Raw genomic sequence first — 21,825 nt, 5'->3', positions numbered from 1 at the left:
CCAAACACCGCAAAAGCCTATGCTTCTGCACCCGCCTATCACCCTTCCAGCAATGTTTGGGCCTGCTGAGATAACGGGCCGAGGCAGCATTCGTTTCAAATTTTACGATCTTATAGTCAACAAAGACTGAAGAGCCTTTCGGCGCGGGTTTGAGCAAAGCCCATTTGCATTTATCGACAATTTTATTGGGCATGGCAGGAACTCAAACTCCTTTCTCGCGTTCCATTCAAAACCCCAAAAGGATGCGCCATGTTGATCCGTGTCGGATATGAAATTGCTATCAAGTGCAACGAACCAACGCCGATGACGACCTATCTCAATCTGGAGGCGGGACGACTTTCCGCTATTGTTTGCGAGAGGGGACCGTCGGCGTCGCCCACAGTAAAACTGGAGAATTTCCACGACCTTTTCGGCAATAGCTGTCTGCGTCTTCTGGCTCCGGCGGGCAATCTTTCATTGAAATATGATGCTGTCGTAGAGGATGACGGACTGCCTGATCCCATTGACGAAAATGCACAGGAATTGACCGTCGACAAACTGCCTACCGAGTGTCTCGCCTTTCTGTCCGCCAGCCGCTATTGCGAAACGGATGAGCTGAGCAATCTGGCATGGAGCCTGTTCGGCAATGTCAAGCCAGGCTGGACGCGGGTTCAGGCCATCTGTGATTACGTCAACCAGCGGCTGACTTTCAGCTATGGTTTTGCCCGTGCCACGCGGACTGCCGCACAGGCCCATGAAGAGCGCGTCGGCGTATGCCGGGATTTCGCGCATCTGGCTGTTGCTTTCTGCCGTTGCATGAATATCCCAGCGCGATACGTCAATGGATATATGGGTGATATTGGCATTCCTGCCGATCCCGCTCCGATGGATTTCAACGCGTGGTTCGAGGTTTATCTCGGAGATCAGTGGCACACATTCGACGCCCGCCACAACACGCGCCGTATCGGACGGATTGTTGTGGCGCGTGGCCGCGATGCCGCCGATATTCCGCTTATCCACACGTTCGGGCCGCACGAACTGACAAACTTCAAGGTCTGGACCTTTGAGGAGACTGATCCGTCTTTTTCCAGCCAGCGCTTTGAAAAAATATCTTTGGTCACTCCATGGTTCAGTCAGCGGTGGTCCCGTCTTTCCCGGCATATTCAGGCGAGAACAGATGCTGAAAGCAGTTTGTAGCGATGGCTCGAATCACCCACCCATACATGGGTAAAGCCGGCTCATGATCCCTGTCCGGATTTGCCATATTCCGATGGGCGGGTCGCCAGTTTGCACTGCGGTAAGTTCTTTCAGAGCAGCAAGAAATCGTTTCGAATTGCCATGCCACATTTGAGCGACTAGCCTTTTCCTGTCGCGGGGTTTTCATTCGTTTCAGGGAAGGAATACTCCCCATGTCTTTCGCAAATCCACCAGAACCGACCTATTCGCAGGATGATTGGGACCTGATGCAGGCGGCCTACGACAAGGCGGCGGCAACACTCCTCGTGAAATCCAGCACAAATGAGGAAGCGAAAATCATCGCAGAAACCGTTATGACGGCATTCAATCGCGGCAATCGCAGTGTGAATTCACTTGCTGCTCTGGCGGTTATCACCGCTGTCAATGCCCACCCGGCTGTCAATGGGGCGGACGTCGAACCTGAGAAACGCTATGCCTGATTGGCGAGGCCCCTAAAGCTGCGCAGAAACTGCGCGTTCAGATCATCAATAACCCGTCCCGCGCCGTGTCCTTTCAGCAAAGCCTCATTGAGGCGTTCCGATGCTGATTGCTGAAACGCCATATAGCCATTGTGGCGTGGACGCACCCATGCAGCCTTAAGCGTTTTGCGTGTTGCTGTATAAAAATCTGACGTGGCGGCATTGACCGCTTGATCTTCCCACGCATCCGCATGTCCGGGCTGGCCGCCAGCTTCCGCATAAAGACTTTTCTGTATGCCGCCGCTGGCTATCCAGTAGGCGAAATCAATGGCCTCAGCGCGATGCCCGGAAAATGCAGAGACTGCAATACCCGTTCCACCAAGTGCGGACCCAGCCGGGCCATTTTCACCCGCAGCAGGAATATCGGCAAAAGCAACGAGATTGGGCCGGAAGCCTTTGATTGCATAATTGACGTAGCCATAAATCAGGGGCGCGCAGGCGATTTCTGATCCGGTTTTGGCCATGCGTTCAAGCACAGCAATCGGGTCCATCTCGAAACAGGCGGGATCAACAAGGGCACTGATCTCGCCCATCATTTCCAGAACACGCATACCGTGCTCCCGATTGATCAATTGGCCCGATGCTGTTGCGCAGGGAGTGCCGAGATTACCGCACAGGGTGTAGAACGTCATAAGGGAATGCGGTGGCCTGAGCGGAAGAAGCACTCGGCCCTCTCGGGCAAGAACCAACATCTCGTCCCATGTTTTGGGTGAGTGTTTCAGAAGATCAGGCCGCCACGCGCAGACCTGCGTCGCCGTATCAACGGGAAAGGCCCATTGATGACCCTGCCAATGATAACTCGGATAGGATTGCCCGACGCTGCCCTTGAGTAGCGCGGCGCGCTCTGTCTCCCGCCCCGGAACATCGAGCGGAGCAAGGCAATGCTCAGCCGTGATCTGCCCGACATGCGGATGGTCGATCACGATCAGATCATAGGTGCGCGCCAGTTCCTCCACGGGAAAGGATTCAAAATCCTGAAGCGAACGCTTGTCCCATTCAATGGTAATTCCAGTCTTCTCAAACCAAAGTCTGGAGCAGGCAACCATGGGATCGTAGCCACGCGGATGACTCCACGTCATGCCCTTCAACGTGATCTTGCTCACAGGCCAAACTCCTTGCGGATCGCCTCGCTATGCTCGCCAATACGCGGCGCTGCCCGGTCGGATTTTGCCCGTTTGCCATTGACCCGGATGGGCGAACGCGTCGTGAGAATGGAAACATCGTCCTCGCGCTCGACGGTCTGCAGCATGTCGAGCACCTTGAAGCCCTCGCTCGCCATCAGTTCTTCCCAGTTCAGCACCTTTGCACACCAGATATCGGCGGGCTCGAGAATTGAAAGCCAGTGATCCGTATCCTCAGTTGCAAGCTTATTGGCGATGATCCGCTTGATTTCATCACGGGCGGTAAACCAGCTGGCTGGGGTGTCGCGGTAAGGTGCGAGTGCATCCAGTCCCAGAAGGTCGGCAAGCTTTGGCAGGGGTGTCATGGCAAGGGCAAGATAATTGTCCTTGGTCGGATAAACGCCATAGGGTGCGGAGAGATAGGCATGAGCGCTGCGGAAATCCGAGCGCTTGGGCAGGCGGCGGCCATCATTGAGATGCGTGGTCAGCACTTCGAACTGGAAATCAATGAGAGACTCCAGCAGGCTTGTCTCGATGTGACTTCCGGTGCCGCTGATGCCACGTCTTACCAGTGCAGCCAGAATACCCTGAACCGTCGCGGCGCCCGCCAGCATATCGGCGACGGCAAGCCCGAATGGCACAGGCCCTTGGCTTTCATCGCCATTAAGCCACATCAGGCCGGAACGTGATTGTGCCAGCAAATCCTGCCCCGGACGCCCGACCCACGGACCCTCTTCGCCATAGCCGCTAATCCCGGCATAGACGAGACGCGGGTTGATCGCCTTAACAGCTTCATAATCGAGGCCCAGACGCTTGATGACACCGGGACGGAAGTTCTGAATGAGAACATCAGCTTTCCCGAGAAGTGTCCGTAATGAGGCGAGATCGCTTTCACTTTTCAGATCAATCGCCAGACTTTCCTTGGCGCGGTTGATCGCGTGGAAAATAGTCGAGTCGCCGCCGATTTCCGTATCGCTCAAATAAAGCCGCCGGGAAAGATCGCCACCGTCAGGGCGCTCGATCTTGATAACCCGCGCACCCAGATCCATCAGGCGCAGTGACGCATAGGGCCCTGAGAGAAACTGGCTCATATCAACGACAAGCAGCCCGGCGAGCGGCAGATCAGCATTATCCGTGGTCATTATTTCTCAGTCTTTCCAATAAAATCAGCGGGGTTCTGGTATTTCACCGTTTGCAGATGCTCACAGTAGAGAACCAGTTCGCCCTCGTTCTTGAACACCTCGTAGCTGGCGCGGATCAGCCCAAGTTCCTTGTAGCGCGGGCGCTTATCCAGATTGGTGCGGATGGTGTAGATCGTGTCGTTGAGAAAGACCGGCTTGATAAAACGCAGCTTGTCATAGCCATAGGAAAAAGCATTGACGCAATTGGTTGCGACAAGTCCGAGACCAGCGGAAAAGACAAAGGCCCCCGCAACGAGCCGTCTGCCAAATATGCCCTCACTTTCCGCAAACATCTGATCCTGCACATAAGGGTGGATGTCAGTGACCAGCGTATTGAAGAGGTGACTGTCGCTTTCGGATAGGGTTCGGCGTAGGGAGCGGATTTTGTGCCCGACGGGCCAATCCTCATAGAACCAGTTTTCCGCATTCCAGACCGGCAGCGCCGCATGATCGGCTGGCATGTTCTTTGGCTGTGTCGAGGACACGCCGACTGTGGGCGCAAAATCACTCACAGCGGCACCTTAAAGGCACACTTCAGGCTTTCAGGAATGGACTGGCGTCCCATGGTGCGATCCTCCTCAATCTTCTTTTGTGAATAATATTTTCACATATGGGTATTCCTGACAAGCCATAAAACGAGAGAAAAAGCTGCCGCAATGCAAAAAGCCCGATGGCCGGATATTTCTATCCAGCCATCGGGCTTTGGTTCAAAACGGCTGAAGTCAGCGCTCTAACGCAGGACGATGCCTTTGCCGGTCAGGCGCTCCCGGTCATGCGGCCGATCAAAATCAATCAATGGCCCAGCCGGGACGATGCCGGTCGGATTGACCGAGGCGATGGAATAATAGCCGGTCTTGATGTGATCAATCTTCACCGTCTCGCGCACGTTTTCAAACTGATAGAGTTCGCGCAGATAATTGGACAGATGGTGATAATCCTCCAACCGGCGGATGTTGCATTTGAAAACACCATTATAGGCAGCGTCGAACCGGACCAGCGTCACAAACAGACGCCAGTCGGCTTCGGTTAAATATTGCCCTGCCAGATAGCGATGATCGGCGAGATGTGCGTCCACACGGTCAAGCGCCGCAAAGACATCTCTCACCGCTTCGTCGTAGCTTCCTTGCGTCTTGGCAAACCCGGCACGGTAGACGCCATTGTTGATATTGTCATAGATGAGCGCGTTCCACCGTTCGATCTCCGGCTGCAGGCTCTCCGGATAGAAATCCCTGCGATCCCCGGTCAGCCCATCGAATGCGGAATTCAGAATACGGATGATATCAGCCGACTCATTATTGACGATCTGCCCCTCCTGACGATCCCAGAGCACCGGAACAGAAACCTTGCCGGTGTAAGTGGGCAAACCAGCCGTATAGAGTTGGTGCAGGTAATGGATCGGCGGTGCCTTTGACCCCGCATCGACAAGATTGGTGTATGTCCAGCCATTTTCCCCCAGGGCAGGCTCAGCCACTGCCACGCTGATGATGTTTTCCAGCCCTTTGAGGTGTCGAAAGATCAGTGTCCGGGAAGCCCAGGGGCAGAGGTAGGATACAAAAAGCTGATAACGGCCAGCCTCTGCTTTGAAGGTGGGAGTGCCCTCTTTGTCGAGTACGCCATCCGGCGTAATCCAGTTGCGAAACCGGGTCGGCTCACGATGGAATGCCCCATCCTTCATTTCACTGGCGGCAACGTCGCCTTTGATCCACTGTCCATTCACGAGGGCTGGCATAGACTGATTTCCTGACTATTCAATGATGCATCAGGATCGCATTTCATGGGCGGCATTCATACCGCCCATGCTTTTGACAGACTGTTCTCAATCTAATCCGTGACCGCACCTTCGCTGGCAGATTTGGTGAGTTTGGCAAATTTTGCCAGAACGCCGCGCGTGTAGCGGGGGGCGGGCTGCTGCCAGGCCTTGCGGCGCTCGGCGAGTTCCGCATCACTCACCTCCAGTTGCAGAAGCTGCTTATGCGCATCAATGGTAATCGTGTCGCCTTCCTTGATCAGCGCTATCGCACCACCTTCGAAGGCCTCAGGCGTAACATGGCCGACGACCATGCCCCACGTCCCGCCGGAGAAACGACCATCGGTGATCAACCCGACACTCTCGCCGAGACCACGCCCGATAATCGCCGATGTCGGTGCCAGCATCTCAGGCATTCCGGGGCCGCCCTTGGGTCCGAGATAGCGCAGGACGACCACATCACCGGGCCTGATTTTATCCGAGAGAATGGCATCCATCGCCGATTGCTCGTCATCAAACACCCGTGCAGGGCCCTGAATGACAGGATTCTTTAGACCGGTAATCTTGGCGACAGCACCCTCTGTTGCCAGATTACCCCTAAGGATCGCCAGATGCCCTTCCTTATAGAGCGCCTTGTCGATGGTCCGGATGATATTCTGATCAGCGGGCGGCGCATCTGGAACGTGAACCAGTTCCTCGGCGATGGTGCGACCGGTGATTGTCAGGCAATCGCCATGCAGCAGCCCCGCATTGAGCAGGATTTTCAAAACCTGCGGAATGCCGCCCACCTGATGCAGGTCAACGGCCATATACTGGCCTGATGGCCGAAGATTGCAGATAACCGGCACCTTGCGGCGGACGCGTTCGAAATCATCGAGAGTCCATTCGACTTCAGCCGCATGGGCAATGGCGAGGAAATGCAGAACACCATTAGTGGAACCACCGGTCGCCATGATCAGCGACACGGCATTCTCGATGGATTTGCGCGTGATGATATCGCGCGGACGGATGCCCCGGCGTACCGCTTCCACCAGAACGCGAGCGGACTCTGTTGTGCTATCAACCTTTTCGGCATCGGGATTGGCCATGGTCGATGACGACATCAGCGACATGCCCAACGCCTCGAACGAAGAACTCATCGTATTGGCCGTGTACATGCCGCCACAGGAACCGGTGGAAGGACAGGCATGCCGCTCAATACCTTCAAAATCTTCCTGACTCATTTTTCCAGCCATGAAAGACCCGACCGCTTCAAAAGAGGAAACGATGGAAAGGTCTTTGCCCTTCCATTTGCCCGGCTTGATCGTGCCGCCATAGACATAGATCGCCGGAACATTGGTGCGGGCAATGGCGATCATACCACCCGGCATGTTCTTGTCGCAGCCGCCAAGCACCAGAACGCCATCCATCCACTGACCGTTGACGCAGGTTTCGATGCAATCGGCGATGACTTCGCGGGAGATCAGCGAATATTTCATGCCTTCCGTGCCCATGGCCATGCCATCGGAAATGGTTGGCGTGCCAAAGATTTGCGGATTGCCGCCCGCCACCTTGACTGCGGCAACCGCCGCATCGGCCAATGGCTGCAATCCGGCATTGCATGGCGTGATGGTGGAGTGGCCGTTGGCGATGCCGATCATCGGCTTGTCAAAATCCGCCTTCTCATAACCCAGCGCATAATACATGGCGCGGTTGGGCGAGCGCGCTACGCCCTGCGTGATATGTTTCGATCGTTCATTGACTGCCATGGCTATTCCTCCGCAAGGACATTTTGGTTCGAAGACCCGATCGTCTTTTGTTTAGAGCGTTTCCAAACAAGTGTGAAATATATAATTCATGCTTGATTAGGTCGTTTTCCATATTACAAACGCGATATGGATTTGCGTCAGCTGCGCTACTTTATCACTGTTGCCGAGGAACTGCATTTCGGCCGGGCTGCCGCACGGCTGAACATGACCCAACCGCCCCTCAGCCAGACCATTCTCGCGCTCGAAGAGGAAATCGGCGTGGAATTGTTCGCCCGCACCAAGCGCAGTGTTGTGCTGACACCGGCGGGTGCGCAATGGCTTGATCATGTGCGGAAGATTTTGGACGACGCGGCGGCATTGCCCACAATCGCCCGGCAACTGTCACGCGGAACGCTGGGCACTTTGAAACTCGCCTTTGTCAGCACCGCCGATTACAGCCTGCTGCCAAAACTGCTCAGCCGCTACAGAACTGATTATCCCGAAGTGCACGTCAATTTGCAGGAGGCAACCAGCGACTGGCAGATCGAAACTCTCTTACAGGGCGACATCCACGCGGGTCTGATCATTCCACCGCCGCAGGCGGCGCTTCACGCCTCGCTAACCTACCTGCCGCTGCTTCAGGAAGAACTGGTGGCCGCCATACCGGAAGAATGGTTACTATCAGGGAGGTTGAAAAGCATCGATGGCATGCTGGATATCACCACCGCATTGTCCGAGCCGTTGATCATCTTTCCTCGCCGCAGCGCGCCAGCCTTTCATGATCTGATCACCGGCTACTACATCGACAATGGTGCCGCTCCACTGATCGGACAGGAAGCAATCCAGATGCAGACAATCATCAGCCTAGTCTCCACCGGAATGGGGATCGCGCTGGTGCCGGAATCGCTGCAAAATCTTGGCCGCACCGGTGTGCGTTATCTCAAACTCTCCGGCGAGCCGCCCGTCATCGAAACCGGGCTGATCTGGCGCAGGGATGATCCATCCCCTACCCTGAAACATCTGGTGGCCATCGCTGCGAAAATCAGCGAATTGCCTTGACCAGGTCCTTATCCGGAAAACAGGTGGCAGGCTGGCCCTGCTTCGCCTGCCAATCGCCAATGGAGCGCCTTGTCTTGAACCCCGGGAAACCGTCGGCGCCACCGGCGTCATAGCCCTTTTTCTCCAGCGCCTTTTGCAAGCCGGCAATATCCGAACGGTAAAGCCCGCCCACATCACCCCAGCCAACCGAGAAACCCTTAGCGCCATTGGCAATGCGATCACCCACATGGCCAATGAAGAGCGCATAAAGATCGCTCATATTGTATTCTTTGATGACATAGAAATTCTTGGTCACGACGAAAGCCGGTCCATGCCGCCCCGCAGGCATCAGCAAAAAGCCTTCGCGATTTGTCTCGCTCGATGGAAACGGCTTGCCGTTGACGCGGGTAATGCCGAGCTTGGCCCATGCAGCGAAGGGCTTGCCCTGATCCGGTCCTTCCAGCGAGCAGCTGACATTTTGGGGAACGTTGACTTCATAGCCCCAGTCGCGCCCACGCTGCCAACCATATTGTGCCAGATAATGGCCGATGGAACCAAGCGTATCGGGAACCGAATTCCAGATGTCGCGTTTGCCGTCCCCGTCAAAATCCACCGCATGCTGGAGATAGGACGTCGGCATGAATTGCGGCTGCCCGAGCGCGCCAGCCCATGAGCTTTTCATGGCGCCGACGCCAATATAGCCTTTTTCGACAATCTGCAGTGCCGCGATCAATTCCTTACGGAACATGTCTTTTCGTGTGGCCAAAAAGGCCTTGGTGCTAAGCACGGTAAAGGCATTGTTGGGAATCTTGACGCTGCCATAGCCGCTTTCGCGGCCCCAGATCGCCAGCACAATGGGGCCGGGTACACCATATTTGCTCTCAACGGCTTTGAGAATTTTGGCATATTGACCGGCTCGTGCCGTACCGCCTGATGTGACTGCACCAACCGTCTTGTCGTTGAAGTATTTGCCGGGTGAGCCGAATTCCGATTGCTTCTGTTCCTTCGGCGTCTGCGGCTTTTCACCGGGCATAACCAGATCAGGCAGATCGAAATTCAACGTGACGCCGGAAAAGGCATCATCGAAAACCGCTTTGGAAACGCCTAGCGTCTTGGCTTCCGGCCACAGATCATTGGCAAGCCACGTCCGGAATTGCGCTTCGATTTCAGGCTTGGAAGCGGCAAAACCAACTATTGTATAGAGAAGTACGGCTATCACCGCCCCAAGGACTGATTTCATCGGGCGTTTGATCAAAAGCCTTCTCCCTATAACGTCGTCCGTGCACGCAGGGCCGCCGTCAGCGTGCCCTCATCCAGATAATCCAGTTCGCCGCCGACAGGCACCCCATGGGCAAGCCGTGTGATGCGCACTTCAAAGTCCGCAAGCTGGTCGGTGATGTAATGGGCCGTTGTCTGCCCCTCAACCGTCGCATTAACAGCGAGAATGACCTCCTTGATCTCACCTTCCGCCACCCGGGTGACAAGGCTTGCAATGTTGAGATCATCAGGGCCGACACCATCCAGCGGCGACAGGCGGCCGCCAAGCACATGGTAGCGGACATTCATGGAGCCGGCACGCTCAAGCGCCCAGAGATCGGAAACATCCTCAACCACGATCAGCGTCGCCCGTTCCCGGCGCGGGTCAGTGCAGATCATGCACGGATCAGACGTATCGACATTGCCGCATGTGGAACAGATGCGTACCTTTTCCGCAGCATCCTGCATGGCGGAACCGAGCGGGATGAGCAGTGCTTCTTTTTTCTTGATCAGATGCAGCGCCGCCCGGCGTGCAGAACGCGGTCCAAGCCCCGGCACTTTGGCCAGAAGCTGGATCAGGCGTTCAATTTCAGGACCGGCGATTCGTTTCGACATATCGACGGTTTAAAGCAAATTCGGCCTGTAGGGAATCGCAGACGCAACCTGAGCGGAAAACGTCAGAAATTTCACAACCCTGCATTCGTTGTCGACAGCCAAGAACCAAGTAATCATCACCGCAAGCGTTGCAAGACGCAATGGTTCGAAGGCGAAGCAGCAGCACTGTGCCAGCCGGTGCATCGGGAGAATGGGCTACCCGACTGTAGCAACAGCCTTGCCTTTGAACTTGGAGGTGAAATTATGCGGATTTTTCCGTTTAGTATCACCTTTATTTTGAGAAAAACCCGGACGAGCTGGTCATGGACCGTCCGGGTTCAATTCAAAAAATAAAGGTTGGGGGTGGGCGATAGCTCATCCCCGCTCCAAGAGCACTATAAACCAAGCGTTCGCTATTTCCAATAAACTTGTGATTGTACCGAAAACGATCAAAACGGCAGCTTGAAACCGGGCGGAATAGGCAGACCAGCGGTGAGCGCCTGAGTCTTCTCCGCCATGATTGCCTCGACCTTCGCCTTGGCCTCATTATGGGCGGCGATGATCAGATCCTCAAGAATCTCGACATCATCTTCCTTGAATAAGGACGGATCGATCTTGAGCGAGGTCAACGCACCCTTGCCTGACAGCTTCACCGTGACGAGACCGCCGCCCGAATGCCCTTCGGCTTCAAGTGCAGCGATTTCCTCCTGCATGGCGGCCATCTTGCCCTGCATTTCCTTGGCCTGTTTCATCATGCCCATAATGTCACGCATGGGAAAAACTCCTTTTGATCAATCGTCTTCTTCGACGGGCGCCAGCGTATCATCAGCAAGGCCTGTTCCGTCCATTGCATCCGGATCGCCATTGGCCTGCCCGGCAGGCGTTGCAATCCGCACATTGATAATCTTCGCCCCGGGGAAACGCGACAGGATCGCTGCCACGTCCGGATCAGCGCGCGCATCGCTGAGCATCGAATCGCGGCGCGCCGTTTCGGTTTCATTGATCGTCCTGCCGCCCTGCTCGCGGGACAGCGATACCATCCAGCGTGAGCCGGTCCATGCGGTCAGTTTTTGCGACAGATCCGTGATCAGGGTTTTGGGCGCATCGTCGGTCAGATTGATCTCAAGCCTGCCCGGCTTGATGCTGACGAGCCGGACGCAATTCTTGACCAGAATCTTGAACTGCATGTTGCGCTCTTTTTCCGCGAGCGCGACGATATCGGCAATACTGTTTACCGGAACCGACGGAGCCTGTTCTTCCACCACGGGCTGAACCTGCACAACTGGCTCCGGCTGTGCCGTCTGCTCAACCAGCCGCATGGTGGCACCGCCGCCTGAGCTTACGGTATTACGGGCAGGTGTTATAGCATCCGCTGGCGCCGAACGGCTCATGGCCTGTCCACCACCATTGCCGGGGCGCGGGCCATCGTTTCGCGGCGATTGGCCGGATTGAGACGCACCGTTCTCCAGCGATTTCAGCGCTTCATCCAATGTCGGCAGATCAGCCGCATGGGCCAGCCGGATCAACAGCATTTCGGCGGCCTGCACCGGACGGTTGGATGCATCCACCTCGGCAATGCCTTTCAGCAGCATCTGCCATGTGCGGGAAAGCACGCGGATGGAAAGCTTTTCCGCATAATCCCTGCCGCGTACCCGTTCGTCTTCCGACAGGGAAATATCATCAGCTACATCAGGGGTGAAACGAATGCGCGTGACCAGATGGTTGAAATCGGCAAGATCGGAAAGCACAACGCTCGGGTCGGCCCCCACATCATATTGCGCGCGGAATTCGCGCAGGGCCGAGGCCACATCGCCGCGCATCAGCATTTCAAACAGATCAATGATACGGGCGCGATCAGCAAGCCCCAGCATGGAACGCACGGTGTCCGCATCGACATTACCAGCACCATGGGCAATCGCCTGATCGAAGATCGACAAAGAATCGCGCGCCGAGCCTTCACCGGCGCGGGCAATCATCGCCAGCGATGCCGCATCAACCGTGATGCTTTCCTTGTCGGCAATCTTCTTCAACAAGCCAGTCAGCATATTCGCATCGATGCGGCGCAGGTCAAAACGCTGGCAGCGCGACAGGACCGTGATCGGAACTTTGCGGATTTCCGTCGTAGCAAAAATGAATTTGACGTGGGGTGGTGGCTCTTCCAATGTTTTCAGCAGGCCGTTAAAGGCCTGATTGGACAGCATGTGCACTTCATCGATGATATAGACTTTATAGCGGGCCGAAACCGGGCGGTAGCGCACCTGCTCGATGATCTCTCTGATATCGTCGATACCCGTATGGGAGGCGGCATCCATCTCGATCACGTCGACATGGCGGCCTTCCATAATCGCCTGACAATGTTCACCGGGAACAGACAAATCGATGGTCGGCTTGTCGATCTCGGCTGTCTTGTAATTGAGTGCTCGGGCCAGAATACGGGCTGTGGTGGTCTTGCCGACCCCGCGCACACCTGTCAGCATCCATGCTTGCGCTATACGGCCAGTCTCGAACGCATTGGTGAGCGTGCGCACCATAGGTTCCTGGCCGACCAGATCGTCGAAATTCTGCGGGCGATATTTGCGGGCGAGCACGCGATAGGCGCTATCTGCCGTTTTGGTGTCCATCCCGGTTGATTCCGCTCCTGCATTGCTCTTCATTGCGTCAGACAAGTTTGTACCGCCGCACACCGCAGCGTCAATGCCGGATGACGGCTTTGAAGAGGATAAAGGGTGGGAGGCTGGCACGGCGACCCGTGCCTGGCTCGTTGGGGCTGCTTCCTTCCGGACCTGACCCGGTTGGCGAGTGGCTCGTCCACCACCAACCTCCCGAGGCTCATATCGGCAATCTTTACGCAAAAAGCAAGCGGAACGACAAAAAAACTGCTATTTGTTGCAAATCATGACGTTCATACTCGATAGCAAACTTGCAGCTGATACAATTCCCATTGCAAGGCTGGGCCTTTGCGACCTGCGCCTGATGAATGACCGGCGCTGGCCCTGGCTTATTCTCGTGCCGCAACGGGTTGGAATCAGCGAGATTCATGACCTCACGCCGCTTGATCAGACCATGCTTGTTTTCGAGTCGGGAATAGCGGCACAGGCGCTGAAAACTGTCGCCAATTGCGAAAAGATCAATACCGGCGCACTTGGCAATATTGTGCGGCAGCTGCATTTGCATGTGATCGCCCGCAACACGGGCGATCCGGCCTGGCCCGGACCGGTCTGGGGACATGGTATTCGCGAACCCTATGGCGAAAAAGATGCAAGGGACTTTGCGAACGCCATTCTCGGGGCTATCTAATCATTCACACCATGTGAGTCCTTTTCCGGACCAGTTTTCTGGAGCTTCATCCATGTCGTTTCGCCTTTATGATGTTCCGGAAGCGGAAGCGAGCCATTTCGTCGGTTTTGCCGGCAACCGGATCAACCGCCATGCGGAAAAGCGCAGCGATGATGTGGTCACGGTTGCACTGGCGGACACAAACACACGCATGCTGCTGATTGGACAAGGTCATGTGCTGGTGGCCCAAGGTGACGGCATCAGCAATGCTCTTTTCGCCCTTGAAGATGCTGTCGCATTGCTGCCGAACCCGAACAGGACGATCTATTTGGGCATGCAGGACGAGACGCCGGTTCTCGCGACTTTAAGCGGCGTCGATCTCGCGGCACTGCCGGAAACAATCAAGGCCATTGAATATCGCCCTGTTTATACGCAGGGTCTTATCCCTGAGGATCAGCTCGGCGCGATGGCGCAGGCGGTCTCATTGCTGACCTGGCATGAGAATCATCGCTTCTGCGGACGCTGCGGTTCGGAAACAGTGATGCGGGATGGCGGTTATCGCCGTACATGCCCCAATTGCGACGCCCAGCATTTCCCCCGTACCGATCCCGTAGCCATCATGATGGTGGTGCGCGGCGACAAGTGCCTGCTGGCGCGCGGCGCCCATTTTGGGCCGGGCATGTATTCCTGCCTTGCCGGATTTATTGAACCCGGTGAAACCATTGAAAATGCCGTACGGCGCGAGACGCTCGAAGAAACGAACCTTCCCATCGGCCGCGTTGTCTATCACGCGTCGCAGCCGTGGCCGTTTCCCTATTCGCTGATGATTGGCTGCCATGCGGAAGCACTGTCCGACGACTACACGCTTGATACGGCGGAACTGGAAGCGGGACGCTGGTTTACGCGTGAGGAAGTAATCCTGATGCTGGACCGTACCCATCCGGACGGGTTGATGACACCCCCTCCCGGCGCCATTGCCGCCCATCTCATCCGCAGTTGGGTTGAGAGCGGAACGTAAGGTGTTGTGGTTCGTGGTTCGACAAGCTCACCATGAGGGGCTTGGGTGATGTAAGGGAGCTATATTCTGCAACCTTTGCGCTGCAACACCTGTGATCTGAAATGTCGGCGATTATCTTTGCAACCCTCCCTCTCCCTCATCCTGAGCTTGTCGAAGGGCGCGACAATGTTACTGCAACAATCTTTTCCAAAAAAATCACACCAACTTATCCAACACCATCTCACCTCGCTTATTCTGATGGTGTCCTTTCCGGCGGGAATGCTCCGGAAAACTTTCGAAGTCAGGAAAGGATCGGTGATTTCACCTGCGGGGAGAACCCAACCGCAGAGGAAAGGTTTTATCTCACAAGGGTAAAACCAGTCATCGGGACGGGAGATCCGGTTATTTTCTTGGTTCAAACAGGAAAATCTCCGGGGAACGCACTGACTACACTACCAATACCAAGACCCCGCGTTCCCCTTTGGATCGCCCGTCTTTCCCACCTTTCAATAGCCAGACGCAAAAGCGGGTGTGGTAACGGGGGAGGTGTGTTCCGCAATTGAAATGTTGGTGGATGCAATCACCCCCCTCTGTCCTGTCGGACATCTCCCCCACAAGGGGGGAGATCACATTGACGGTAATGCTTTCCCATAACCGGAAACGTTGCAGATTGTGCAAAGGCGGCGATACAGCTGATCTCCCCCCTTGTGGGGGGGGGGTCCGAAGGACGGGCGAGACCCGTGGCTCGCCCCGGTAGTCCGACAGGACAGAGGGGGGTGAGCACTACTGATGCGTGTTTCATGCAGCAGAAGCCAATAACTACCTACTCGTCATCACTCTGCAAGCTGCGGAATGTAATATCTGCGGGATAGACGCCCAGAATCCGTACTTCCTTGGAGAAGAATTCCAGCTCTTCCAGCGCATGGGCGACATTCTTGTCATCAGGATGTCCTTCGATATCCGCATAGAACTGCGTTGCCGTGAACTTGCCGTCAATCTGATAGCTTTCCAGCTTGGTCATGTTGACGCTGTTCGTCGCGAAGCCGCCCATGGCTTTATAGAGCGCGGCAGGCACGTTGCGTACGCGGAACACAAACGTCGTCATCATGAGTTCGTCCGACTTGCGCGGGGCCCATTTCTTCGTTTTCGTAAGAACGACGAAGCGCGTCACATTGTTCTCGGTGTCCTCGACATCCTCTTCCAGAATATCGAGACCGTAGAGGCTGGAGGCAAGACGCGGTGCAAGCGCTGCCATGGTCTTGTCCTTCACATCGGAAACCAGCCGCGCTGCACCGGCGGTGTCACCGGCAATAACCGGCTTCCAGCCATTCTTGCGGATATATTTGCGGCACTGGCCCAGCGCATGGATATGACTGTGAACAGTGACAATATCGCTGCGTTTTGTGCCCGGCAGCACCATCAGCTGGAAATGAATAGGCAGAAAGTACTCGCCAACGATATGCAGACGCGATTCCGGCAACAAATGGTGGATGTCAGCCACACGGCCAGCGATCGTGTTCTCGATCGGGATCATGGCAAGATCGGCTGCACCGCTCTCAACCGCATTGAACGCATCCTCGAAGGTCGGGCATGGCAGCGGTTCCATCTGCGGAAACATGTTCCGGCACGCTGTGTCGGAATTGGCACCCGGTTCGCCCTGAAAGGAGATGCGGTTGGTTTTGGCCATAATCAATTGCCCTTTATGAATGTAAGAATATCACGTGCCCGTTCGAGATCTTCAGGGGTATCAACACCCAGTGGCACCGAATCAACGATCTCGACATCAATGCGCATGCCAGCTTCCAGCGCGCGCAATTGTTCCAGTTTCTCGCGCTGTTCCAGCGGTGAAGGCCCGAGGCCGACGAAGCGCTCCAGCGCCGCGCGACGATAGGCGTAAAGACCGATGTGATGATAAAGCGGGCCATTGCCGTAAGGCGCTGTCGCGCGGGTAAAATAGAGAGCGCGCATTTTGCCTGTACCAATGCCAGATCCAACCACTTTCACAACATTGGGGTTGGTCTTTTCATCTTCCCTGGTGATTTCAACACACAGCGTGGCGATATCGGCTGGCCCCTGTTGCAGCGGCAAAAGGGCACGCCTGACCAGTTCAGGATCAATGGTCGGCAGATCACCCTGCACGTTGACAATGGCATCGACAGTGCCATCCGGATCGAGCGCCAGCAGTGCTTCATAGATACGGTCCGAACCGGATTCATGATCGCTGCGCGTCATCACAGCTTCCAGTCCGTGCGCTTCGACCGCGGCTTTCACCTCGGCACTATCGGTGGCAACAACAGCGCGGCCAAGTCCTGCGGCCAGCGCACGTTCGGCCACATGCACGATCATCGGCTTTCCGGCAATATCGGCCAATGGCTTACCGGGAAGCCGGGTGGAGGCCATACGGGCGGGAATCAGGGTCAATGTTTTCATCGTCGCAAGTAACCTACGGTGTCAAAAAGTCTCAGGCAGAACAGCCCTTATATGTGTTGCAAGTCTTGAGCAAAAGACCTAGTTTCCGCGCGATCACGAGGGGACTCTCGTCAAGTAAATGCAGCTGTTTGCATTGACCAGATAATGAGAACCTCCGCAAGAGGAGCAATGATCGACAATGGATTCGAGCGCGTTCAACAAATATGCCATGGCGTTTCTGGCAACAGTCTTCGTTGTCATGACAGCGGGCATCCTTTCGGATTTCGTATTTGATTCACATGCGCCCGAAAAACCCGGTTTTATCATTCAGGCAGCGGAAGCTGGCGGTGAAGGCGAAGCCGGCGCACCGGCCGCTGCGGCTGCCGTGCCGATTGCAACACTGCTGGCATCTGCCGATGCGACACGCGGTGAAGCTGTTTTCAAGCGCTGCCAGGCCTGCCATACCGGCGAAAAGGGCGGAGCAAACAAGGTTGGCCCAAACCTTTGGGACATTGTTGATCGTCCAATGGCTACCCATGAAGGCTTCAGCTATTCCGGCGCCATCAAGGATTTTTCGAAAGGCGGCAAGGAGCTGTGGACTTTTGACCATCTCAACCACTTCCTGACCTCGCCAAAGGCCTATATCAAGGGCACAGCCATGGGCTTTGCCGGCGACAAGAAGGACAATGAGCGCGCTGACCTGATCGCCTATCTGCGCACACTCTCCGATAGTCCGAAGCCACTTCCGGCTGCTGACGCAGCACCTGCGGGCGGCGACAAGCCAGCCGAGGGCGCAAAGCCTGCTGAAGACGCAAAGCCTGCTGAAGGCGCAGCACCTGCCCCAGCGAAATAAGCCAAACAAAAGAACACTGAAAGCCGGGCCTTGTGCCCGGCTTTTTTGTATCGGACTGATCTCGCCATCAAGACTGCGTGTTTTTTTGCTGAAGGCCTGTTCTCTGCCGCATTTTCTCTTAGACTGACCCAAAAGAGAAATTGTGGAGACCTGATTTGCACTTCCGCCCACTCGTTGCCAGCCTCGCCCTCCTCGCCATCACCGCGATGGCTCCCCTGTCAAATGCGAGGGCTGCGGAGCCGGAATGGCGGCATGCGGTGAGTATGCTCGGCGAGCCCAAATACCCAGCGGATTTCAAGCATCTGGACTATGTCAATCCAGATGCGCCAAAGGGAGGAACACTTAATCAGAGCGTTGTTGGAACCTTTGATAGCCTCAATCCATACGTCGTGCAGGGAACTCCGGCGTCAGGTCTGGTAGGGTTTGGCGGCGGAATTCTCTACGATACGCTGATGAGCGATTCTCCGGATCAAGGCAGCACGAACTACGGTCTTATCGCGGAGGCCGTTGCCTATCCGGATGACTTTGCCTGGGTGAAGTTCCGTCTCAATCCCGCGGCCAAATGGCATGATGGTACGCCCATCACCGCCGATGACGTCGTCTGGTCTTTTGACGTGGTGAAAAAACAAAGCCCGCTTTACAACAAATATTATCACGACGTGGCCAAGGCCGAGATTACAGGCGAGCGCGAAGTCACCTTTACATTTTCAAGTCCGGGCAATCGGGAACTACCGAATATTATGGGTCAGTTGGTTGTTCTGCCGAAACATTGGTGGGAAGCCGCTGATGCCAGCGGCAAGAAGCGCGATATCAGCAAGCCATCCACCGAGATTCCGCTCGGTTCATCTGCTTACAAGATCGAAAGCGTCGATCTGGGCAAGACAATCATATGGTCGCGGGTTCCTGATTATTGGGCCAAGGATTTGCCGGTGAATGTCGGACGCTACAATTTTGGTCGTCTTCAGTACCAGTATTTTAGAGACGTGACTGCCAGTTGGGAGGCCTTCAAGAAGGGGGGCTACAACGATCTTAGGCAGGAGAATATGATCCGGAGATGGACGCAGGACTACACCTTCCCGGCGGTCACAAAAGGTGATGTCGTCAAGGCGCGATTTCCCTTTCATTCAATCGGCAAGATGCAGGGCTTTTATCTCAATACGCGTCGCGACAAGTTCAAAGATCCGAAAGTACGCGAAGCCCTTACCTGGGCCTTCGATTTTGAGAGCATGAACAAGAATTTGTTCTTTGGCCAATACCAGAGGATTAACAGTTACTTTGCTGGTATTGATCTTGCGTCCAGCGGATTGCCAACGGGAAAGGAGCTGGAAATTCTTGAGACAGTCCGAGGACAAGTCCCGGAAAACCTGTTTACCCAAGAATTCAAACTTCCGGTGTATGACACGCCTCAGACTGCCCGGGAAAACCTGCGCCACGCGGTAAATCTGCTGCGTGAGGCGGGTTACGATCAACAGAACGGCAAGCTCGTCAACACAAAGACCGGTCAGGCACTGACAATGGAATTTCTTGCAGATGATCCATCTGACGAGCGTGTCCTTGGACCCTTCATGGATAGCTTGCGCAGGCTTGGCATTCAGACGTCCATCCGGGTGGTCGACAACAGTCAATACCTCGATCGACTGAATAATTTTGATTATGACGTCATGATGATTGTCACGCCGCAGACTCAATCACCGGGCAATGAACAACGCGACTTCTGGAGTTCCTCCGCCGCAGATACTCCCGGCAGCCGAAACTATAGCGGCATCAAGAACCCGGCGATTGACAAGCTGATCGACCGGGTGGTCTTTGCCAAGGATCGTGACGAACTAGTCGCAGCAACCCATGCACTCGACCGGGTTCTCCTGTGGAACTACTACGTTGTCCCGCAATGGACCAAGGATACAATCGATATTGCCTATTGGAACAAATTCGGTATTCCAGAGAAGCAGCCGGAGTATCTCGGCATCGACATGTTCTCATGGTGGATCGACACCGCCAAGGAACAAGCGCTGAAAGCCCGGGCGCAATGATGGGAAGCCGTCTTAACCGCCGGGACCTGCTGAAATATTCCAGTGCGGCGGCGCTATCAGCGCTTGCCCCGCGCGGGGCGCTGGCGGAGGTCAAAACCGGCGTGCCACTGTATGGCCTTTCGGCTTTTGGCGAGCTGAAATATCCGGCGGATTTCACCCATTTTGAATATACCAATCCCGATGCGCCGAAGGGTGGCACCTTCTGTTTTTCACCGGGCACCTGGTTTTTCAATCAGTCGCCGCAAACCTTCAACACATTGAATGGTTTCAGCGCGCGCGGTGATGCGCCGCCCCGTATTGAGCTGTGTTTCGACACCCTGATGGCATCTGCACTTGATGAGCCTGATTCGATCTATGGTCTGGTTGCCGAGAATGTGACGGTTTCCGAAGATAAAAAGACATTTGTCTTCAAGATGCGGCCGGAAGCGCGTTTTCATGATGGTTCGCCGCTGACGGCGCATGATGCTGCATTCAGTTATGAAACACTCAAGACCAAAGGGCATCCCGATCTCATCGTCCTGATGGCGGAACTTAAAGAGATTGTTGCGCAGGATGATCATACGCTGCGTCTTGGCTTTTCCGGCAAGCATTCCGATCGCGCCATTCTCGATATTGCTGCGACAATACCTATCTTTTCCAAAGCCTGGTATGCGACGCGCGATTTTGACGCCTCGACGCTGGAAGCGCCACTGGGTTCGGGGGCCTATCGTGCCGCAACAATTCTGGTGGGACAAACAATCGAATATGAACGGGTCCCGGACTATTGGGCGAAGGATTTGCCTGTCCAGCGCGGCTCCAATCATTTTGACCGCATTCGCATTGAGTTCTTTCGCGAGCGTCAGGCGGATTTCGAATCCTTCAAGAAGGGCGATATCTATTGGAGAACTGAATCTGTCGCGAAAACATGGATTACGGAATATAATTTCCCGGCCATTCAGCAAAAACGCGTGGTGAAACGCGAATTCTCAAGCGAAAAGCGTCCAGTCCTGCAGGCATGGGCAATCAATGAGCGCCGCGAGCAATTCCGGGATCAGCGCGTGCGCGAAGCCATTGCGCTCTGCTTTGATTTTGAGTGGACCAGCAAGAACTTTTTTTACGACGTCTACAACCGATCGCAATCTCTGTTTGAGAAGTCGGAGTTTCGCGCTGAGGGCAAGCCATCGCCGGAGGAGCTTGTTGTCATGGAGCCACTGCGCGACACGCTGCCGCCGGAGATTTTCGGTGATGCGCTCCTGCAACCAACCTCGGATGGATCAGGACGCGACAGAAACAATCTACGCCGGGCCGTCGAATTGATAACGGCAGCGGGGTTCACCCGCCAGAATGGCAAATTTGCCGATTCCAAAGGCAAACCGCTCAATCTTGAGCTGTTGATTTTTGCCGAAGTCTTCACCCGGTCTTCAACGCCGTTTATCAACAACCTTAACGCCATCGGCATCAATGCATCGTTGCGGCTGGTTGATCCCACACAATATCAGGTCCGGCTGCAGGATTTCGATTTCGATATGATCGGCGCAGCCTATTCGCTTGGCCCGACGCCGACCGAGGAAAGCCTGCAGGCAATGTTCGGCTCCAAATCCGCGGCTATTCCGGGATCAACAAATTTCGCGGGGCTTGCTGATCCGACCGTCGATGCGCTGATCCAGAAGGTGAGCGGGGCCAAATCGCGGGCGGAGCTGATCACGATTATGCGTGTTCTGGATCGGCTCTTGCGTATAAGACGCGACTGGATTCCAAATTGGTATAGTGCGAATCACCTGATCGCCTATTGGGATATGTTCGGTTTCAAGGAGCCGAAGCCCGATTATGGTTTTCCGGTGGAAACGCTATGGTGGCGTGACGAAGCAAAGGCAAAGGCAATTGGCAAGTTTTGAACTGATCCTCCCCTGCGGAGCACCGTC

Annotated in this window: 19 protein-coding genes and 1 other RNA gene; 8 read left to right on the top strand and 12 right to left on the bottom strand. The window is 55.3% G+C overall.

The annotated features are described in order from the left end of the window. Positions 1–249 precede the first annotated feature (249 nt). Both AB4Y96_RS07085 and AB4Y96_RS07080 read left to right on the top strand, forming a co-directional pair. On the top strand, positions 250–1,176 hold the full coding sequence (locus AB4Y96_RS07085; protein WP_441916397.1) for a transglutaminase-like domain-containing protein: 927 nt from the start codon (positions 250–252) through the stop codon (positions 1,174–1,176). A 212-nt stretch (positions 1,177–1,388) separates the two neighbouring features. Next, on the top strand, positions 1,389–1,655 hold the full coding sequence (locus AB4Y96_RS07080; RefSeq protein WP_441916396.1) for a hypothetical protein: 267 nt from the start codon (positions 1,389–1,391) through the stop codon (positions 1,653–1,655). Here the strand turns inward: AB4Y96_RS07080 and AB4Y96_RS07075 are convergent. The 5 genes from AB4Y96_RS07075 to ilvD form a co-directional block, all read right to left on the bottom strand. Beyond that, the gene (locus AB4Y96_RS07075) at positions 1,646–2,773 is read right to left on the bottom strand and encodes an extracellular solute-binding protein (protein ID WP_441916417.1); all 1,128 of its coding nucleotides are present in this window, start codon (positions 2,771–2,773) and stop codon (positions 1,646–1,648) included. The two genes, AB4Y96_RS07080 and AB4Y96_RS07075, sit on opposite strands and share 10 nt — an antisense overlap. 20 nt (positions 2,774–2,793) lie before the next feature. Then, positions 2,794–3,957: a CaiB/BaiF CoA transferase family protein gene (locus AB4Y96_RS07070; protein WP_441916395.1), complete on the bottom strand. Its 1,164-nt coding sequence runs from the start codon at positions 3,955–3,957 to the stop codon at positions 2,794–2,796. After that, the gene (locus AB4Y96_RS07065; protein ID WP_441916394.1) at positions 3,957–4,508 is read right to left on the bottom strand and encodes a MaoC family dehydratase; all 552 of its coding nucleotides are present in this window, start codon (positions 4,506–4,508) and stop codon (positions 3,957–3,959) included. Before AB4Y96_RS07065 ends, AB4Y96_RS07070 begins: the two co-directional genes overlap by 1 nt. Positions 4,509–4,726: 218 nt before the next feature. Continuing rightward, positions 4,727–5,725, bottom strand: a complete 999-nt coding sequence (locus AB4Y96_RS07060) for a glutathione S-transferase family protein (RefSeq protein WP_441916393.1) — start codon at positions 5,723–5,725, stop codon at positions 4,727–4,729. Positions 5,726–5,817: 92 nt separating this feature from the next. After that, positions 5,818–7,491 (bottom strand): dihydroxy-acid dehydratase, encoded by a 1,674-nt coding sequence (gene ilvD / locus AB4Y96_RS07055; protein WP_441916392.1) that lies wholly within the window; start codon positions 7,489–7,491, stop codon positions 5,818–5,820. A gap of 126 nt (positions 7,492–7,617) precedes the next feature. On the opposite strand from ilvD, the gene AB4Y96_RS07050 reads away from it, so the two are divergent. Next, positions 7,618–8,529 carry a LysR family transcriptional regulator gene (locus tag AB4Y96_RS07050; protein ID WP_441916391.1) on the top strand — a complete coding sequence of 304 codons (912 nt, stop codon included), beginning with the start codon at positions 7,618–7,620 and terminating at the stop codon, positions 8,527–8,529. On the opposite strand, the gene AB4Y96_RS07045 is transcribed toward AB4Y96_RS07050, so the two are convergent. From AB4Y96_RS07045 to ffs, 5 genes are all read right to left on the bottom strand, one after another. Beyond that, positions 8,513–9,748 (bottom strand): lytic murein transglycosylase, encoded by a 1,236-nt coding sequence (locus AB4Y96_RS07045; RefSeq protein ID WP_441916416.1) that lies wholly within the window; start codon positions 9,746–9,748, stop codon positions 8,513–8,515. The two genes, AB4Y96_RS07050 and AB4Y96_RS07045, sit on opposite strands and share 17 nt — an antisense overlap. Positions 9,749–9,774: 26 nt before the next feature. After that, entirely contained in the window at positions 9,775–10,380 is a 606-nt protein-coding gene (gene recR / locus AB4Y96_RS07040) for a recombination mediator RecR (RefSeq protein WP_441916390.1), read from the bottom strand. Positions 10,381–10,808: 428 nt separating this feature from the next. After that, a complete protein-coding gene (locus AB4Y96_RS07035; RefSeq protein ID WP_091878585.1) occupies positions 10,809–11,132 on the bottom strand; it encodes a YbaB/EbfC family nucleoid-associated protein in 324 nt (107 codons plus the stop codon). Positions 11,133–11,150: 18 nt separating this feature from the next. Next, entirely contained in the window at positions 11,151–13,013 is a 1,863-nt protein-coding gene (locus AB4Y96_RS07030) for a DNA polymerase III subunit gamma/tau (protein WP_441916415.1), read from the bottom strand. Between the two features lie 72 nt (positions 13,014–13,085). Then, positions 13,086–13,182: signal recognition particle sRNA small type (ffs, locus tag AB4Y96_RS07025), an RNA gene on the bottom strand. A 69-nt stretch (positions 13,183–13,251) separates the two neighbouring features. Between ffs and AB4Y96_RS07020 the strand changes: the two genes are divergently transcribed. Both AB4Y96_RS07020 and nudC read left to right on the top strand, forming a co-directional pair. Further along, positions 13,252–13,656 (top strand): HIT domain-containing protein, encoded by a 405-nt coding sequence (locus AB4Y96_RS07020; protein ID WP_091880083.1) that lies wholly within the window; start codon positions 13,252–13,254, stop codon positions 13,654–13,656. A gap of 52 nt (positions 13,657–13,708) precedes the next feature. Continuing rightward, on the top strand, positions 13,709–14,653 hold the full coding sequence (nudC, locus tag AB4Y96_RS07015; RefSeq protein WP_441916389.1) for an NAD(+) diphosphatase: 945 nt from the start codon (positions 13,709–13,711) through the stop codon (positions 14,651–14,653). 802 nt (positions 14,654–15,455) lie between these two features. Here nudC and AB4Y96_RS07010 read toward each other — a convergent pair. Both AB4Y96_RS07010 and AB4Y96_RS07005 read right to left on the bottom strand, forming a co-directional pair. Further along, a complete protein-coding gene (locus AB4Y96_RS07010) occupies positions 15,456–16,319 on the bottom strand; it encodes a prephenate dehydratase (protein WP_441916388.1) in 864 nt (287 codons plus the stop codon). 2 nt (positions 16,320–16,321) lie between these two features. Further along, a complete protein-coding gene (locus AB4Y96_RS07005; protein WP_441916387.1) occupies positions 16,322–17,062 on the bottom strand; it encodes a 3-deoxy-manno-octulosonate cytidylyltransferase in 741 nt (246 codons plus the stop codon). 178 nt (positions 17,063–17,240) lie between these two features. Here AB4Y96_RS07005 and AB4Y96_RS07000 point away from each other — a divergent pair, with 178 nt between their 5' ends. The 3 genes from AB4Y96_RS07000 (at position 17,241) to AB4Y96_RS06990 (ending at position 21,798) form a co-directional block, all read left to right on the top strand. After that, on the top strand, positions 17,241–17,894 hold the full coding sequence (locus AB4Y96_RS07000; RefSeq protein WP_441916386.1) for a c-type cytochrome: 654 nt from the start codon (positions 17,241–17,243) through the stop codon (positions 17,892–17,894). A gap of 206 nt (positions 17,895–18,100) precedes the next feature. Beyond that, a complete protein-coding gene (locus AB4Y96_RS06995) occupies positions 18,101–19,924 on the top strand; it encodes an extracellular solute-binding protein (RefSeq protein WP_441916414.1) in 1,824 nt (607 codons plus the stop codon). Next, positions 19,924–21,798 (top strand): extracellular solute-binding protein, encoded by a 1,875-nt coding sequence (locus AB4Y96_RS06990; RefSeq protein ID WP_441916413.1) that lies wholly within the window; start codon positions 19,924–19,926, stop codon positions 21,796–21,798. The genes AB4Y96_RS06995 and AB4Y96_RS06990 overlap by 1 nt, the downstream gene beginning before the upstream one ends. Positions 21,799–21,825 lie beyond the last annotated feature (27 nt).

Source organism: Phyllobacterium sp. TAF24 (assembly GCF_052113785.1).
Lineage (GTDB): Bacteria > Pseudomonadota > Alphaproteobacteria > Rhizobiales > Rhizobiaceae > Phyllobacterium.
Note: the sequence above shows the minus strand (reverse complement) of the source record. Positions and strands in the feature narration are given on the sequence as shown.